Source organism: Terrabacter koreensis (assembly GCF_054783315.1).
The window spans coordinates 1,305,134-1,321,446 of record NZ_BAAGQU010000004.1 but is presented as its reverse complement, the minus strand read 5'-3'; the positions used below and the strand labels follow the sequence as shown (position 1 = coordinate 1,321,446).

Below are 16,313 nucleotides of genomic sequence, written 5' to 3'. Positions count from 1 at the left end.
GGACGGCCTCTCCGGGCGGTGCTCTCACCCGGACAGGCGAACGGCGCCGACTCCCCCAGGGAGTCGGCGCCGTGCCCGTGCCCGCAGTGCCTGCCGGCCGTGACGATCAGGCGCGAGGCTTCTCGCGCATCTCGTAGGTGGCGATGAGGTCACCGAGCTGCAGGTCGTTGTAGGACCCGAGGTTGATACCGCACTCGAAGCCCTCGCGGACCTCCGTGACGTCGTCCTTGAAGCGGCGCAGACCGGCCACCTCGACGTTCTCGGACACCACGACACCGTTGCGGGTGATGCGGGCCTTGGAGCCACGCTTGATCTCGCCGCTGCGCACGATCGAGCCGGCGATGTTGCCGAACTTGCTCGAACGGAAGATCTCGCGGATCTCCGCCGTGCCGAGCTCGACCTCCTCGTACTCCGGCTTGAGCATGCCCTTGAGGGCCGCCTCGACCTCGTCGATGGCCTGGTAGATCACCGAGTAGTAGCGGATCTCGACGCCCTCGCGCTCGGCGTAGTCGGCGTTCTGGCCCTCGGCCCGGACGTTGTAGCCGATGATGACCGCGTTGGAGGCCATCGCGAGGTTGATGTTGTTCATCGTGATCGCACCGACGCCGCGGTCGATGATGCGCAGGTCCACGTCGTCGCCGACGTCGATCTTGAGCAGCGCGTCCTCGAGCGCCTCGACCGAGCCCGACACGTCACCCTTGAGGATGAGGTTGAGGGTCTCGACCTTGCCCGCCGCGAGAGCCTCGTTGAGGTCCTCGAGCGAGATGCGCTTGCGGGCCTTGGCGAGCACGGCCTGACGGTCGGCGGCCTCGCGACGCTCGGCGATCTGTCGGGCCGTGCGGTCGTCCGGCGCCACGACGAACGTGTCACCGGCGCGCGGCACCGACGAGAGACCGAGCACCTGCACGGGGCGGGACGGGCCGGCCTCGTCGACGTTCTGGCCGTGCTCGTCGAGCATGGCGCGCACGCGGCCGTACGCCGACCCGGTGACGATGGAGTCACCGACGCGCAGCGTTCCGGTCTGCACGAGCACCGTCGCGGTCGCACCACGGCCACGGTCGAGGTTCGCCTCGATCGCGACGCCGCGGGCCTCCTTCTCCGGGTTGGCCCGGAGGTCGAGGGCCGCGTCGGCCGTGAGCAGGACCGCCTCGAGGAGGCCGTCGATGTTCTGGCCCTGGCGGGCGGAGACGTCGACGAACATCGTGTCGCCGCCGTACTCCTCGGCGATGAGGTTGTACTCGGTCAGCTGCTGGCGCACCTTGGCCGGGTTGGCACCCTCGACGTCGATCTTGTTGACGGCGACGACGATCGGCACGTCGGCGGCCTGCATGTGGTTGAGCGCCTCGATGGTCTGCGGCATCACACCGTCGTCGGCGGCGACGACGAGGATCGCGATGTCGGTGACCTTGGCACCACGGGCACGCATGGCGGTGAACGCCTCGTGACCCGGGGTGTCGATGAAGGTGATCGCGCGGTCGACGCCCTCGTGCTCACGGTGGACCTGGTAGGCACCGATGTGCTGGGTGATGCCACCGGCCTCGCCGGCCACGACGTCCTCGTTGCGGATGGCGTCGAGGAGGCGGGTCTTACCGTGGTCGACGTGACCGACGACGGTCACGACCGGCGGGCGTGCCTCGAGGTCCTCGTCGTCCTCGCCCTCGATACCGGTCTCGAGGTCGATGTTGAAGGAGTCGAAGAGCTCCTTCTCCTCCTCCTCCGGCGAGACGACCTGGATGTCGTAGCCGAGCTCGGCGCCGAGCACCTTGAAGGTGTCCTCGTCGAGCGACTGCGTCGCCGTGGCCATCTCACCGAGGTGGAACAGCACGGTGACGAGCGACGCCGGGTTGGCGTTGATCTTGTCGGCGAAGTCGGTGAGCGAGGACCCACGGCGCACGCGGATGGTCGTGCTGCCGTCGCCGCGGGGGACGGTGACGCCACCCAGGCTCGGGGCCTGCATCTGCTCGAACTCCTGGCGCTTCGCACGCTTGGACTTGCGTCCACGCACCGGACGGCCACCGCCGCGGCCGAAGGCACCCGCCGTCGAGCCACGACCGCCGCCACCACCGCGGGGACCGCCGCCGAAGCCACGGCCGGGAGCACCACCGGGGCCGCCACCCGGGCCGCCGCCGAAGCCACCGCGACCGCCGCCGGGGCCACCACGGCCCGGGCCGCCGGCCGGGCGCTGGCCCGGACGACCGACGGTGCTGCGCTCCGGCATCATGCCGGGGCTGGGACGCGGACCACCGGGACGCGGGGCGCCACCGGGGGCTCCGGGACGACCGCCGGCCGCGGGGGCACCGGGACGCGGTGCACCACCGGGGGCGCCACCGGGACGGGGCGCGCCCTGGCGCTGCTGCGGGCGCGGCATGCCCTGGCTCGAGCTGAACGGGTTGTTGCCCGGACGCGGACCGGCGTCGCCACCGGGTCGCGGCGCGCGGGACTGGCCCATGCCCTGGCTCGGGGCGAACGGGTTGTTGCCCGGACGCGGCTGCCCCGGACGGGGAGCCGGACGCGGGGAGGCCGGGACGCCGGAGGTCTGCTTGCCGCCGTCACGGCTCGACTGCACACGGGCTGCCGGCGCGGACGCAGGGGGAGCAGCGGGTGCGGGGGCAGCCGGGGCAGGGGCCTTGGGCGCCGGAGCGGCCGGGGCCGCCGGAGCAGCGGGCGCCGGGGCGGCCTTGGCAGGCGACGGAGCGGCCTCGCGGGCAGCGGGAGCCGCCGGAGCGGGGGCCGAGGGGGCCGGTGCCGCTGCGGCGGGGGTGGCCGGAGCCGACGGTGCCGGCGCAGACTTCTGGGGCGCGGCCGGGGTCGCGCTGGGGGTGGCAGCCTTGGCTGCCGGCTTCTTGTCGCCGCCGGAAGCGCCTTCGCGGGGGAAGGTCTCCATGATCTTGCGGACGACGGGGGGCTCGATGGTCGACGATGCCGACCGGACGAACTCTCCCTGGCTCTTCAAGTGCGCGAGCAGTGTCTTGCTCTCGACTCCGAGCTCCTTGGCGAGCTCGTAGACTCGGACCTTAGCCACATCTCTCCTGTTCCTGGTCCGGCCTGAACAGGAAGTGGCCGAACCGTGGGTTATTGCTGGGGCTTGCTCATCGCTGAGTACTCATCGGGTGCTCATAGCGTTTTCAACCCGCCTTGGTTCGCTGACTGATTTCTGACTGATACCTGCTCCGGCGTCCCTCGCGGGGAGCGACCGGGTGCTACGCGTGCTGGATGCCGAGGTGTCGTGCCACCGCGCTCACGTCGACCCCGGCCTGCAGACGCAGGCCACGACCGAACGCCTTGCGGCGCACTGCCAGCTCGAAGCACTCGGGCGTCGGGTGCAACCACGCACCACGTCCGGGCATCCGGTGTCTCGGGTCGGGACGGAGCGTGACCGGGGCGTTGCCCGGGTGCTCGTCCGTCGCCGCGACCACTCGCAGCAGGGCCGACCAGCTATCCGATCCTCGACATCCCACACAGGTGCGGGACGGCTCAGCACGGAGTCCAGTCCGGTCGGCCACAGAAGAGTCTACCGCGTTCGCGTGCGGGCTCGCTCCACGGGGGGCCGTGACGGCCGGCGACACGCCGTCGGGAGCGTTCTCGTCGCCCGGCATGTCGTATGCCGGCGCGCCCGGCCTCACTCAGGGGCGACCTCGACGCCGCCGCCGGGCGCAGCGCCCGCTTCGGTGTCGGGCCGGATGTCGATGCGCCAGCCGGTGAGCTTCGCGGCGAGCCGGGCGTTCTGGCCCTCCTTGCCGATGGCGAGGCTCAGCTGGTAGTCGGGCACCACGACGCGGGCCGTGCGGGCCGACGCGTCGACGATCTCGACCGACTGCACCCGCGCCGGCGACAGCGCGGCCGCGACGAAGGTGGCAGGGTCGTCGGCGTAGTCGACGATGTCGATCTTCTCGCCGCGCAGCTCGGTCATGACGGCCCGCACGCGCGCGCCCATGGGCCCGATGCACGCGCCCTTGGCGTTGACGCCGGGCACCTTGCTGTGCACGGCGATCTTCGTGCGGTGACCGGCCTCGCGGGCCAGCGCGGCGATCTCGACGGTGCCGTCGGCGATCTCGGGCACCTCGAACTTGAACAGGGTGCGCACGAGGTTCGGGTGGGTGCGGGAGAGCCCCACCTGCGGGCCCTTCGGGCCGCGCTTGACGCTCACCACGAAGCACCGCAGCCGCTCGCCGTGGACGTAGCGCTCGCCGGGGACCTGCTCGGCCAGCGGCAGGATGCCCTCGACCGTGCCGAAGTCGACCAGGACGTTCCGTGGGTCCTGGCTCTGCTGGATGATGCCGGAGATGACGTCGCCCTCACGGCCCTTGAAGTCGCCGAGGATCGCCTCGTCCTCGAGGTCGCGCAGGCGCTGGACGATGACCTGGCGGGCCGTCGAGGCTGCGATGCGCCCGAAGCCCTCGGGGGTGTCGTCGAACTCGGGGCCGGGCTCGCCGCGCTGGGGGCGCTCGCCCTCCTCGGTCGGGGGCAGCAGCTCGCCCTCCTCGCGGGCCCAGACGATGACGTGACCCGACTTGCGGTCGAGCTCGACGCGGGCGATGCGCTGGCTGCCGTCGGTGCGGTGGTACGCGACGAGCAGCGCCTGCTCGATGGCGGGGATGAGCACGTCGAGGCTGATGTCGCGTTCCCTCTCCAGGGCCCGCAGTGCTGCGAGGTCGATGTCCATCAGTGGTCCCCTTCCGGAGCGGCCGCCTGGTCGAGGTCGTTCGTGCCGTCTCGTGTGTCTTCGTGTGCGTCTGGGTGGGCGTCTGGGTGGGCGTCTGGGTGGGCGTCAGGGTGGGCGTCTCGGTGTGGCTCCGGGCCCGCGTCCTCGGCGTCGACCCGCTTGAACTCGACCTGCACGATGCCGCGCTGGACGCCGTCGAGGTCGAGCGTCACGTGACGCTCCGGGGTCTTCCTGGTCGCCGGGACGTGCAGCTCGAGCGTGTCGGACCCGACCTCGGTGAGCCGGCCGGTGTCGGTGCCGCCCTGGTGGACGATCTCGACGAGGCGCCCCACCTGGCGGCGCAGCTGGTCGCGAGAGCCGAGTGGCCGTCCGACGCCCGGCGAGGACACCTCGAGCACGTAGGGGGCCTGCCCCATGACGTCGCTCGCGTCCAGCGCATCGCTGACCGCGCGGGTGGCGTCGGCAACGGCGTCGAGAGAGAGGGGCGGGACGGGGCTGGTCGTGTCGGTGACGTCGAGGCCACTGATGTCGGAGTCGACGAGCACCCTCACGACGCGCCGCTTGCCGGCAGGAGACACCGAGACGTCCTCGACGACGAGCCCGAGGGGCGGGAGAACCGGCTCGAGCGTCGCTCTGATCTCCTGGGCCGTGCTCATCGGTCGACGCCTCCTGCTCTTCTCGAATGTCCGGTGCCGACACCCCGGGGGGCGGTCACGGCACCGCGTGGAACCCCACTCTAGTGGCGCCGGTGCGTCGTCGCCGACCGCCCGGCGCGTGCGAAGATCTCGGCATGGACGGCGACACCCGGGGGCACGGGTCACGGGTGCTGGACGGGCTGGGCCGTCCGCCACGCCGGCTCCTCGTGCTCGGGGGTGGGGCCGCGGCGCTCGCCCTGCTCGTCGACCGGGGCCTGCGCCCCGACGTGCCGAGCCCCCCGGCGCCGCCACCCACGCGACGCCCGGCAGCGGACGAGAGGCTGCTCCTCGCGGCCGTGGCCGACCTCGACCGCATCGTGGCTGCCGAGGGCCAGGTCCTGTCCGCCCGCAGCGGCGACGCCCTGGTGCGTCGGCTCCGCGCCGTCAGCCGCGAGCAGCTGCGCGTGCTGCGGGGACGCCTCACCAACGCCGGCGTGCCGACGTCCGTCATCGACACCCGGCCTTCCGGGTCCACGACGGAAGCCCCCCTGCGCACCCGCTCGGCACTCGCCGAGGTCCTCGCCACACCCGTCCCGGGCCAGTGGACCGCCCTCACGACGGCGACCGCGGACGCCCGCGGGCTGCTCGCGGCGGCATACGCCCAACGACTTGCCGCAGCGGTGCTGCTCGGACACCCGGTCGACACCACGACCACCCCGAGCCCCGCACGGCCGGCTGTCGTGGCCCGCACCCAGCCGCTCGTGTACGCCTTCGAGGTGGTGGCGGCACAGAGCACCGGTTCGCAGCGGCGCCGGGCCGAGGCGACCCTCGCCGACCTGAACCGTCTGGAGCTCGCCGTCTCGGGCGCCGCCTCCAGCACTCCCCCCGGCTGGGCGCTGCCCTTCCCGGTCACGACGCCGGTGGACGCGAGGCGCCTCGCGACCACGGTGCTCCGCTCGGCGGTCGACGGGGCCACCACCGCAGCGGGCGACCGTCCCACGGCCGCCTCGATCGAGGACGTCGCGCGCTGGAGCGCCAACGTGCAGGCCATCGCGGTCGACTGGGACGTCCCACTGACCGCCTTCCCGGGAGCCACCGCGTGACCTACGACCCCATGTACGACCTCATCCCGGCTCACTTCGCCCACGAGGTCAGCGGCTACGAGTCCACCGGCTACCTCTCCGGCGAGGACTGGATCGACGGGCTGCCCGGCCTCATCACCGCCCTGCTGTCGGAGTGGGAGCTCGAGCCCATCGGCCGCCCGAGCAACGGCGTCTGCGCCGTCGCCATCCCGGTCCGCCTGCTCGGTGCCGGGCGCGACGTCGTCGGCGTGAGCGGCGAGGGCATCCTCAAGATCACCTGGCCGCACCCCGAGGCCGCCACGGAGCACCTGGCCCTGCAGACGTGGAACGGCCATGGGGCGGTGCGGCTCGTCCGCGCCGACCCCGCACGGTTCGCGCTGCTGCTGGAGCGGCTGCACACGCGTGACCTCACCCGGGTCGACATCGACGACGCGTGCGAGGTCATCGGTGGCCTCCTCGCCGAGCTGCGCCGCCCACCCCATCCTCGCGTCCCCGGCCTCACGGCATACGCGCTGAGGCAGGCCGGCGAGCTGCGCGCGGCCCCGGCGGTGCTGCCCCGCCGTTACCTCGACCAGGCGGCGGCCCTGGCCAAGGAGCTCGTCGAGCGGCCGGCTGTGGAGGACCGGCTGCTGCACACCGACCTGCACTACACCAACGTCCTTGCTGCCTATCGCTCCCCGTGGCTCGCCATCGACCCGAAGCCGATGGCCGGGGACCCGGCGTTCGAGGTCGCGCCGGCGCTGTGGAACCGCGCGGACGAGCTCGGCACGGGCTCGCAGATCCGGTGGTCCCTGCGCCGGCGGCTGGAGATCATCTGCGAGCGCGCCGCGATCGACGAGGGACGAGCACGGGCGTGGACCATCGTGCGCGAGGCCGACAACGCCCTCGAGGCGGCGAGCGCCGCCGCCTCCGGCGATCCGCAGGACGAGGCGTGGGCCCACGACCGCGTCAGCCTCGCCGTGACCATCATCAAGGCGATGAACGACTGACGGGACGTCTCGGTCCGAGCACCGAGACGCACGGGTCAAAACGTTTCGATTTCGACGTCGAAACTCTGTAACCTGAACCGGCTCCCCTTACGACGTCGAAAGGCACTCGCATGCCTCGCCTTGCCATGCCCACCTTCCGCGACCCGCGCCCGGCCACGCCGACGCCGGCTCGCGAGATCGCGCGCATCGCCGTGCCGGTGAGCATGGAGTTCGTCCTGATGCTGGTGCTCAACTTCGTCAACCAGATCGTCGTGGGCAGCCTCGGCGCGACGGCCATCGCGGCCGTCGGCTTCTCCAACAGCCTCACCTTCATCCTCGGCGTGACGCTCGGTGCCCTCGGCACCTCGGTCGCGATCCTCGTGGCGCGAGCCGTCGGCGCCCGCCGCTCCGAGACGCTCGACCACACCGTGACGGCTGCGGTCGTCGTGGCGCTCGCGCTCGGCGCCGTTGTGTCGCTCGTGCCGTGGCTCCTCGCGGACCACCTGCTCGGACTCGTCGGTGCATCTCCGTCGGTCGCCGCGGCCGGCACCGACTACTTCCGGCTCACCGTCCTGGCGACGCTGCCGGTGATGCTGAGCGCCATCCTGTCCGGCGTGCTGCGCTCGGCCGGACGGCCCACGAGCCCGATGATCGCGACGATGATCACCGTCGTCGCGAACTCCGTGATCGCGTACTCGCTCGTCACCGGCGTCGGCCCGCTCCCGGAGCTCGGCGTCGCCGGCGCGGGGTGGGCCACCCTCGTCACCGCCGTCGTCAAGAGCCTGATCCTCGCCTGGATGGTGTTCGGACCGCGGCGCACCGTGGGCTGGAGCATGCCCGACACCCGGGCGCAGTGGAGGGCCGTCATCGTCCCGCTCTTCGTGCTGGCCCTCCCCCTCGGGGTCACCGAGCTCTTCTGGACCGTCGGCACGTTCCTCTACAACGTCGTCTTCCAGCAGCTCGGCGACGAGGCGCTGGCAGCGGCCCAGATCGTCACCACGCTCGAAGGCATCTTCGTCGTCGGCAGCATCGGGCTGATGGCTGCCACCACGACGCTCGTGGGCCGCTCGGTCGGCAGCGGCGACATCGAGGCCGCCGTCGCCTGGGTGCGTCGCGTGAAGCGAGCGGGGGTGGGCACGGCCGCCGCGTTCGGGCTGCTCTTCGGCGTGTCCGTGCTGCTCCTCGAGCCGCTGTTCGGCGAGGCCGGGCCCGACGTCCGGCTCATGGCCGGCGTGGGCATCCTGCTCAACGCCGCGTTCCAGGTCGTCAAGGTGCGCAACATGATCGTGGGGGCCGGCGTGCTGCCGAGCGGCAACGACGTGCGCGGCGTCATCCTCGGCGACGTCGTCGGCGCCTTCGCCGTCGGGCTGCCGCTGGCGGTGCTCCTCGGCCTCCACACGCCGCTCGGCTACGTCGGGATCTTCGCGGCGCGCATCGTCGAGGAGTTCGCGAAGCTCGCCATCTTCAGCTATCGCGCCAAGCGCATCCGCTGGGAGTCGCTCGTCGCGCAGGCCGCCTGAGCTCTCGCCGGGGTCGCCGGGGTCGCCCCGGTCGCCGGGGTCGCCCCGGTCGCCGGGGTCGCCCCGGTCGCCGGGGTCGCTGCGGTCGGCGAGGAGGGGGCGGCGCGGCCGGCTCGTCGCCTCACTCCCCCGGCATCCCCGCCGGGTCCGCCCAGATGTCCATCGGCACGGCCCGCACGCTGCGCCCGTCCGCCCCGAGCTCGCGGCCCATGCGCTTGATCGAGCGGAGCACCATCGACCGGTCGAGGATCGACATGCGGGGCACCTCCGCTGCGAGCCGTGCCTCGACGAGTGACAGCTCGTGCAGCGAGTGCGTGGTGAGGGCGAGCATGAGGTTCGGCCGGCCGCCCGAGATGCGCCAGCACACGCGGATGCCGGGCAGGCGGCGCAGCGCCATGGCGACGCTGTCGACGTCGCCGGCGTCGGCGTAGGCCCACAGCCAGCTGATGACCGGCCAGCCCGAGTCCGGCAGGGCCATGTCGCACCGGAGGACGACCCGCCCGTTGCCGACCAGCGCGCCGAGCCGCCGGCGAACCGTGCTCTCGCTCAAGCCGGTCCGCGCCGCGATGGTCGTCACCGGCATACGGCCGTCCTCACCCAGCAGCAGCGTCACCTGCCGGTCGACCGCGTCGAACGGACGTGAGAGGTCGGCCTGCTCCGACGTCAGCCCGTCGACCCGAGGGTGCGGACCCCTGCCCATCACCGCGCGCTGCCGGGCGTCGAGGACGTGCAGCTGCCAGTGGTCACCCATGGAGTAGACCTTCGTCACCGCATGGCTGCTCGTCGCGACGATGCCGGGGATGGAGCCGAGCGAGTCGAGCAGGAACCGGGACAGGAAGGCGAGGTCGCGCACCTCCACGAGGACCGTCAACGAGCGGGGACCGCTGGTGTGCTCGACGCTGAGGACCTGCGGCAGCTCGGTGATGCGCGCCGCGATGGCCAGGGTCTCCGAGGCCGCGCAGCTCAGCTCGACGACCGCGAGGCACGACTCCGGCAGGCCCTGCCCGGCGGCCCGGCCCGAGACCCAGGCGATCCCCTCGGACGACAGGCGCTGCCAGCGGCGCGCGACCGTCACGGGATCGACGTCGAGCGCCTCGCCCACCAAGGTCCACGAGGCTCGTGGGCTCAGCTGGAGGCAGTTGACGACGGCCAGGTCGAGCTCGTCGACCGTTCTGGCGGAATCCTGCGTCATCTCAGCACGTGACGCGTGATCCTGCGCTCGAGCGGCACCCTTCGGCATGCCTGCCATCCTCGCCCTACTGCCGCCAACCGACAAATGCCCCGAGAAACCCTGACCCCGGAGCCCCACACATGCCCCCCGAGACCGAGACCCCGACCGCCTCACCCGACGAGGACGCCCTGACCCGGACGCCCAGCCTGGGCTGGATCACGCGGCTGCTGCGCATCGACACGACCAGCCGCGACAGCAACCTCGAGCTCATCGACCTGCTCGCCGCGGAGATCCGCGCGCACGGCGTCGAGCCCGTCCTCATCCCGAACGACGAGGGCACCAAGGCCAACCTGCTCGCGACCTTCCCCGCGGCCGACGGCACCACGACCGGTGGCATCGTGCTCTCCGGGCACACCGACGTCGTGCCGGTCGACGGGCAGGACTGGGCCAGCGAGCCGTTCGTCCCGGAGGTGCGCGACGGGCGCCTGTACGGCCGTGGCACGTGCGACATGAAGGGCTTTGTCGGGGCGGTCGCCGCGAAGGTGCCTCAGCTGGCCCGCACCCCGCTGCGCGAACCGGTGCACCTGGCCTTCTCCTACGACGAGGAGGTCGGCTGCGTCGGCGCCGTCTCCCTCGTCGACGAGATCGTGCGGCGTGGCCTCGAGCCCCGGGCGTGCATCGTCGGCGAGCCGACCAGCATGCGGGTCATCCGCGGCCACAAGGCCTTGACGATGGTCCGAGTCACCCTGCACGGGGTCGCGGCGCACTCCTCCCGCACCCCGCACGGCGTCAACGCGATCGAGTACGCCGCGCTCTTCGTCCGCTTCGTGCGGCAGGTCGCGGACGAGTTCCGCACGGCAGGCCCGTTCGACGAGCACTACGACGTCCCCTTCACCACCGCGACGGTCAACCAGGTCGAGGGCGGCATCGCCGTCAACACGGTCCCTGCGGAGTGCACGCTCACGTTCGAGTTCCGCGCCATCGCCGCCGTCGACGTCGACGCCACGGTCACCAGGTTCCGCGAGGAGGCCGCTCGCATCGAGGCCCTGATGCAGGAGGAGCACCCGGATGCGCGGGTCGAGGTGTCGATCGGCGCGCAGGCCCCCGGCCTCGAGACCGCCGAGGACGCCGACGTCATCGCGCTGGTCGAGCGGCTCGGCGCGGACCCGTCGCTCGAGAAGGTCGCCTACGGCACCGAGGCCGGCCTCTTCCAGCGGGCCGGGATCCCGACGGTCGTCTGCGGTCCCGGGGACATCGCCCAGGCCCACGCGCCGGACGAGTTCGTCGAGCTCGACCAGCTCGACCGCTGCGACAACCTCCTCGACAACCTCCTCGACCACCTTCGCGCCGACCTGCGCGGCTGACATCCCCGTCCGGACCCAAGGAGCACCATGACCGTCCTCACCCACACCCCGTCGGACGTGACGCCCGAGCGCCTCGCCCAGGCGCGCAAGGCCGTCATCAGCAGCTCGATCGGCGCCGCCCTCGAGTGGTTCGACATCATCGTCTACGCATCCTTCGCCATCGTCATCGCGGAGAACTTCTTCCCCGAGGGCGACAACACGCTCGGCCTGATCCTCACGTTCGCCACGTTCGCCATCTCGTACCTCGTCCGGCCCCTCGGCGGCATGCTGATCGGCGGCTACGGCGACCGGCACGGACGCAAGAAGGCGCTGACCCTCACCCTCCTGCTCATGATGGTCGGCACGCTGCTGATGGCGGCGGCCCCGACCTACTCGACGGTCGGCGCGTGGGCGGGCGTCATCATCCTCGTCTCGCGCCTCGTCCAGGGCTTCTCCGCGGGCGGCGAGTTCGGCTCGGCCACGACGTTCCTCGTCGAGACCGCGCCGCACCGCAAGGCCTACTACGCCTCGTGGCAGGTGGCGGCCCAGGGCATCTCGATGTTCCTCGCGTCGGCGTTCGGCTACGTGCTCTTCAACCAGCTCTCGAAGCAGGACCTGTACTCGTGGGGCTGGCGCATCCCGTTCATCCTCGGGTGCCTCATCGGCCCAGTCGGTCTCTACATCCGGGCTCGCCTGTCGGAGACGCAGGAGTTCGCCGAGAGCACTGCCCACGAGACACCGATCCGGGCGACCCTGACGGAGCACATCGGACGCGTTCTCACCGGGTCGGCGTGTGTCGGCGTGGCGACGATCTCGGTCTACCTCATCCTCTTCATGCCCACGTATGCCGTGAAGAACCTCGGGGTGCCGGCGAGCGCCGCCTACCTCGGAGGTGTCGTGGCGGGCGTCGTCACCATGGTCGGGGTCCCGCTGGTGGGTCGACTTGCGGACCGCGTCGGGCCGGCCAAGGTGATGTTCTGGGCCGCGATCGGGGCGCTCGTGCTCGCGTGGCCGCTGTTCGCGGTGGTCATCGCCTCGCCGACCGTGCCGGTTCTGATCGTCGCCATCGGTGTCCTCGGGGTCATCATGGCCTTCTACTTCGGGCCGCTCCCCGCGCTGCTGACGGTCCTGTTCCCCCGGGACGTGCGGGCCACCGGCGTCTCCGTCGCCTACAACGTCGGCGTCACCGTGATGGGTGGCATCGCCCCGCTCGTGCTCACCTGGCTCATCGGTCTGACCGGCTCGCTCAGCGCGCCGAGCTTCTACTACATGGCGGTCGCCGTGATCTCCCTGCTCGGGCTGGGCATCGCGAGGCGCCGGTACGCCGTCGCCTGACCGGTGGCGACCCGGCCGTACCGCGGACGGAGCGGAGCCCTTCGCAGGGGCTTCGCTCCGTCCTGCCGCCCGCGCAACCGTCCGCGCAACCGTCCGCGCAACCGTCCGCGGCGCGCCCTCACCTAGCGTGGGGTCATGACCAACCGCCTCGCCGACGCGACGAGCCCCTACCTGCTGCAGCACCGCGACAACCCGGTCCACTGGCAGGAGTGGGGGCCGGATGCCTTCGCGGAGGCGCGTGAGCGCAACGTCCCGATCCTGCTCTCGGTCGGCTACGCGGCGTGCCACTGGTGCCACGTCATGGCGCACGAGTCGTTCGAGGACGAGACCGTCGCAGCCGCGCTCAACGAGCGCTTCGTGTCCGTCAAGGTCGACCGTGAGGAGCGTCCCGACATCGACGCCGCCTACATGTCGGCCGTCACGGCGACGACAGGTCAGGGCGGCTGGCCGATGACCGTCTTCCTGACACCCGAGGGCGAGCCGTTCTTCTGCGGCACGTACTTTCCCCGCGACCACTTCCTGCGCGTGCTGGCGGCGCTCGACGAGGCGTGGCGCACCCGTGAGGCCGAGGTGCGGGCGTCGGGGACGCACATCGCGACGACGCTCGCGGGTGCACTCGCACCACCGACGCCGTATGCCGTCGAGCCGCGAGCGCTCTCCAGCGCGGTCCAGCTGCTGGCCCGCCAGTTCGACGTGGCCTCAGGCGGATTCGGCGGGGCGCCGAAGTTCCCTCCGTCGATGGTGCTCGAGTTCCTCGTGCGCCACCACGCCCGCACCGGCGACGCCGACGCGCTGTCGATGGCCTCGAGGACGTTCCGGGCGATGGCGCGCAGCGGCATGTACGACCAGCTCGCAGGGGGCTTCGCCAGGTATGCCGTCGACGCGGGATGGGTGGTGCCGCACTTCGAGAAGATGCTCTACGACAACGCCCTGCTGCTGCGCGCGTACACCTCGTGGTGGAAGGTCACCCGAGACCCCTTGGCAGCGAGGATCGTCCGCGAGACGGCCGACTTCGTCATCCGCGACCTGGGCACCGACACCGGCGGCTTCGCCTCGTCGTTGGACGCCGATGCCGACGGGGTCGAGGGGCTGACCTACGCCTGGACGCCCGCTCAGCTGCGTGACGTGCTGGGCGATGACGCCGATGCTGCCGCCGAGCTCTTCGTGGTCACTCCCGCCGGGACCTTCGAGCACGGGTCCTCGACGCTGCAGCTGCCCGTGGACGCAACGGACGCCGAGTGGTTCGACGACGTCAGGGCACGGCTGCTCGCGTCGCGCTCGACGCGCCCGCAACCCGGGCGCGACGACAAGGTCGTGACGTCGTGGAACGGACTGGCCGTCGCGGCGCTGGCCGGGGCCGGCGCCGTCTTCGACGTGCCCGCCTGGGTCGCGGCCGCCCGGGCCTGTGCCGACCACGTGCTCGAGGTGCACCTCGTGGACGGCGGGCTGCGGCGTGCCTCGCGGTCCGGCGTCGTCGGCGGCGCCCGAGCCGTCGCGGACGACCACGGGAACCTCGCCGAGGGCCTCCTCGTGCTCCACCAGGTCACCGGGGAGGTGCGCTGGCTCGACGCGGCCCGCGGAGTGCTCGACGCCGCGGCGGGTTTCGCCGCCGACGACGGCGGTTTCCACGACACGGCCGACAGCGCCGAACCGCTCTACCTGCGTCCGCGGAGCGCCGCCGACAACGCCGAGCCGGCGGGCCAGTCGGCCCTGGCCGGCGCGCTGGTCACGCTCGGTGGCGTGACCGGCGACCCCCGCGCGCTCGAGGCGGGAGCGCGGGCCACGGCCGCAGGCCTGGGGCTCGCCGTGCGCGAGCCGAGGTTCGGCGGGTGGAGTCTCGCCGTAGCGGAGGCACTCGTGGCGGGGCCGCTCCAGGTGGCCGTCGTCGGGGCCGGCGCCCGCGCCGACGCCCTGGAACAGGTGGCGCGGCGGTCACCGAGTCCGGGACTCGTCGTCGTCCGGGGTGAGCCCGACCAGCCCGGCGCTCCGCTCCTCGCCGACCGCCCCCTCGTGGACGGAGGCGCTGCGGCCTACGTGTGCCGGGGCATGGTCTGCGACCTGCCCGTCACGGAGACCGCGGCACTGGAGGAGCGGCTCGGGTCCACGTCCGCGCAGAGGTCCGACGGCCGTTCTGGCGCAACCGAACCGGCCGACGAACCGCCGGGCCGCGACAACTGACGGGTCAAACGCCCACATTCTGCAACAATCACGCCATGACGGGCTCTGAACGCACTGCGGTCGTGGTCGAGGACGACGACGACATCCGCGAGCTCATCACGCACAGCCTGACGATGCAGGGCTTCGAGGTCGCGGCCGCCGCCTCCGGCCAAGCGGGCCTCGACCTCGTGATGGCCAACGACCCCGACCTCGTGACCCTCGATCTCGGGCTCCCCGACCTCGACGGCATCGAGGTCTGCCGCCGCGTGCGCGACGTCAGCCAGGCGTATGTCGTCATGATCAGTGCCCGCACCGACGAGATCGACCGGCTCATGGGTCTGGAGATCGGCGCCGACGACTACCTCACCAAGCCGTTCAGCCCGCGCGAGCTCCAGGCGCGCGTCAACGCGATGTTCCGGCGGCCACGTGCCGTCCGCGCCACGGCCGACGTGCCTGCGGCCGGCACCAACGGCAGCCCACCCGCGCCCACGCCCGCCGCCACCCCCTCGGGCGGCGAGTCGGACGCCACGACGATCAGGCACGGCCGCATCGCCGTCGACGCCGAGGGCCGCGTTGTCACGGTCGACGGCAAGGAGGCCGACCTGACGCGCACCGAGTTCGACCTGCTGGCAACACTGCTCAGCGCACCACGTCGGGTGTGGTCACGGGCGGTGCTGCTCGACGGCCTGTGGGGTCCGGGATGGTCGGAGGAGCACCTCGTCGAGGTCCACGTCGGCAACCTCCGTCGCAAGCTGACCAAGCTCGGTCCGGCCGGCGGACGGGCTCCGATCCGCACCGTCCGGGGCGTCGGCTACCGCATGGAGGAGCCCGACGCCTTCTGACGTCCCGTCAGGGTGCCCGGCGCAGGGCGTCGGGCTGGGCGACGGACGCCGTCGCATCGAGGTGTGACTGCAGGGCCGCGCCCGCCTCGGGGGCGATCCCGGCCATCGAGGCACCCAGCTCGCTCGCCAGCTCGCGGTCTCCACGACGAACCGCGTCGATGACGCACAGCACCGCGGACTCGAGTCGGACGAGGCCCACCGTCGCGGAGGACACGCGGAGGCTGAGGAGTACGTCCATCGCTGCGATGTCGTCGCGACGTGCAAGGGCGGTCGCTGCCCTCGAGAGCCGTCCCTCGAGCATCCGGAGGTAGGTGCGGGCGATGGAGCGCGCCAGGTCCGAGCTCTCGAGCTCGCCTGCGAGGCGCGTCAGGGCTGTCGGGTCCAGCTGCTGCGTCGCGAGCGCGGGGCAGGCCCGACCCACGACGACGTCAGCCGCCATGCCGGGCTCCCGGGAGGCGCGCCGCGCAGCCGACCGCGCCATGCCGGCCTCCCACCGGGCGGCGCGCCCCGCTCGGCACGACTCCCCCCGCCCACGTCCTCGAGGTGGCCCGCCGACCGGGGTGGGCGCCACGGGCACGCGCCGTCGTCGCAGGGTCG

Annotated in this window: 13 protein-coding genes; 7 read left to right on the top strand and 6 right to left on the bottom strand. The window is 72.4% G+C overall.

What is annotated here, in order from left to right; translation table 11 throughout:
* Positions 1-106 precede the first annotated feature (106 nt).
* The 4 genes from infB to ACYVNR_RS08885 all read right to left on the bottom strand — a co-directional run bounded on the left by infB (position 107) and on the right by ACYVNR_RS08885 (position 5,319).
* Complete coding sequence (gene infB / locus ACYVNR_RS08900; RefSeq protein ID WP_461047793.1) at positions 107-3,022, bottom strand: translation initiation factor IF-2; 2,916 nt, start codon at positions 3,020-3,022, stop codon at positions 107-109.
* A 178-nt stretch (positions 3,023-3,200) separates the two neighbouring features.
* Positions 3,201-3,596, bottom strand: a complete 396-nt coding sequence (locus ACYVNR_RS08895) for a YlxR family protein (RefSeq protein ID WP_458800819.1) — start codon at positions 3,594-3,596, stop codon at positions 3,201-3,203.
* A gap of 23 nt (positions 3,597-3,619) precedes the next feature.
* Positions 3,620-4,663 (bottom strand): transcription termination factor NusA, encoded by a 1,044-nt coding sequence (gene nusA / locus ACYVNR_RS08890; RefSeq protein WP_461047792.1) that lies wholly within the window; start codon positions 4,661-4,663, stop codon positions 3,620-3,622.
* Positions 4,663-5,319, bottom strand: coding sequence for a ribosome maturation factor RimP (locus ACYVNR_RS08885; RefSeq protein ID WP_461047791.1), 657 nt, complete (start codon positions 5,317-5,319; stop codon positions 4,663-4,665). The genes nusA and ACYVNR_RS08885 overlap by 1 nt, the downstream gene beginning before the upstream one ends.
* A 134-nt stretch (positions 5,320-5,453) precedes the next feature.
* Between ACYVNR_RS08885 and ACYVNR_RS08880 the strand changes: the two genes are divergently transcribed.
* The 3 genes from ACYVNR_RS08880 to ACYVNR_RS08870 all read left to right on the top strand — a co-directional run bounded on the left by ACYVNR_RS08880 (position 5,454) and on the right by ACYVNR_RS08870 (position 8,868).
* Positions 5,454-6,401: a hypothetical protein gene (locus ACYVNR_RS08880; RefSeq protein ID WP_461047790.1), complete on the top strand. Its 948-nt coding sequence runs from the start codon at positions 5,454-5,456 to the stop codon at positions 6,399-6,401.
* Positions 6,398-7,369 carry an aminoglycoside phosphotransferase family protein gene (locus ACYVNR_RS08875; RefSeq protein WP_461047789.1) on the top strand — a complete coding sequence of 324 codons (972 nt, stop codon included), beginning with the start codon at positions 6,398-6,400 and terminating at the stop codon, positions 7,367-7,369. The genes ACYVNR_RS08880 and ACYVNR_RS08875 overlap by 4 nt, the downstream gene beginning before the upstream one ends.
* Positions 7,370-7,479: 110 nt before the next feature.
* Complete coding sequence (locus ACYVNR_RS08870; protein WP_461047788.1) at positions 7,480-8,868, top strand: MATE family efflux transporter; 1,389 nt, start codon at positions 7,480-7,482, stop codon at positions 8,866-8,868.
* A 121-nt stretch (positions 8,869-8,989) separates the two neighbouring features.
* Here ACYVNR_RS08870 and ACYVNR_RS08865 read toward each other — a convergent pair whose 3' ends face one another.
* Entirely contained in the window at positions 8,990-10,060 is a 1,071-nt protein-coding gene (locus ACYVNR_RS08865; protein ID WP_461047787.1) for an Lrp/AsnC family transcriptional regulator, read from the bottom strand.
* Between the two features lie 119 nt (positions 10,061-10,179).
* Here ACYVNR_RS08865 and argE point away from each other — a divergent pair, with 119 nt between their 5' ends.
* From argE to ACYVNR_RS08845, 4 genes are all read left to right on the top strand, one after another.
* Positions 10,180-11,403, top strand: coding sequence for an acetylornithine deacetylase (argE, locus tag ACYVNR_RS08860; protein WP_461047786.1), 1,224 nt, complete (start codon positions 10,180-10,182; stop codon positions 11,401-11,403).
* A gap of 27 nt (positions 11,404-11,430) precedes the next feature.
* Complete coding sequence (locus ACYVNR_RS08855) at positions 11,431-12,717, top strand: MFS transporter (RefSeq protein ID WP_461047785.1); 1,287 nt, start codon at positions 11,431-11,433, stop codon at positions 12,715-12,717.
* A gap of 135 nt (positions 12,718-12,852) precedes the next feature.
* On the top strand, positions 12,853-14,895 hold the full coding sequence (locus ACYVNR_RS08850; RefSeq protein WP_461047784.1) for a thioredoxin domain-containing protein: 2,043 nt from the start codon (positions 12,853-12,855) through the stop codon (positions 14,893-14,895).
* Positions 14,896-14,930: 35 nt separating this feature from the next.
* Positions 14,931-15,716: a response regulator transcription factor gene (locus tag ACYVNR_RS08845; RefSeq protein ID WP_045191739.1), complete on the top strand. Its 786-nt coding sequence runs from the start codon at positions 14,931-14,933 to the stop codon at positions 15,714-15,716.
* Positions 15,717-15,723: 7 nt separating this feature from the next.
* Here ACYVNR_RS08845 and ACYVNR_RS08840 read toward each other — a convergent pair whose 3' ends face one another.
* A complete protein-coding gene (locus ACYVNR_RS08840) occupies positions 15,724-16,155 on the bottom strand; it encodes a hypothetical protein (RefSeq protein WP_052677374.1) in 432 nt (143 codons plus the stop codon).
* Between the last annotated feature and the right edge of the window lie 158 nt (positions 16,156-16,313).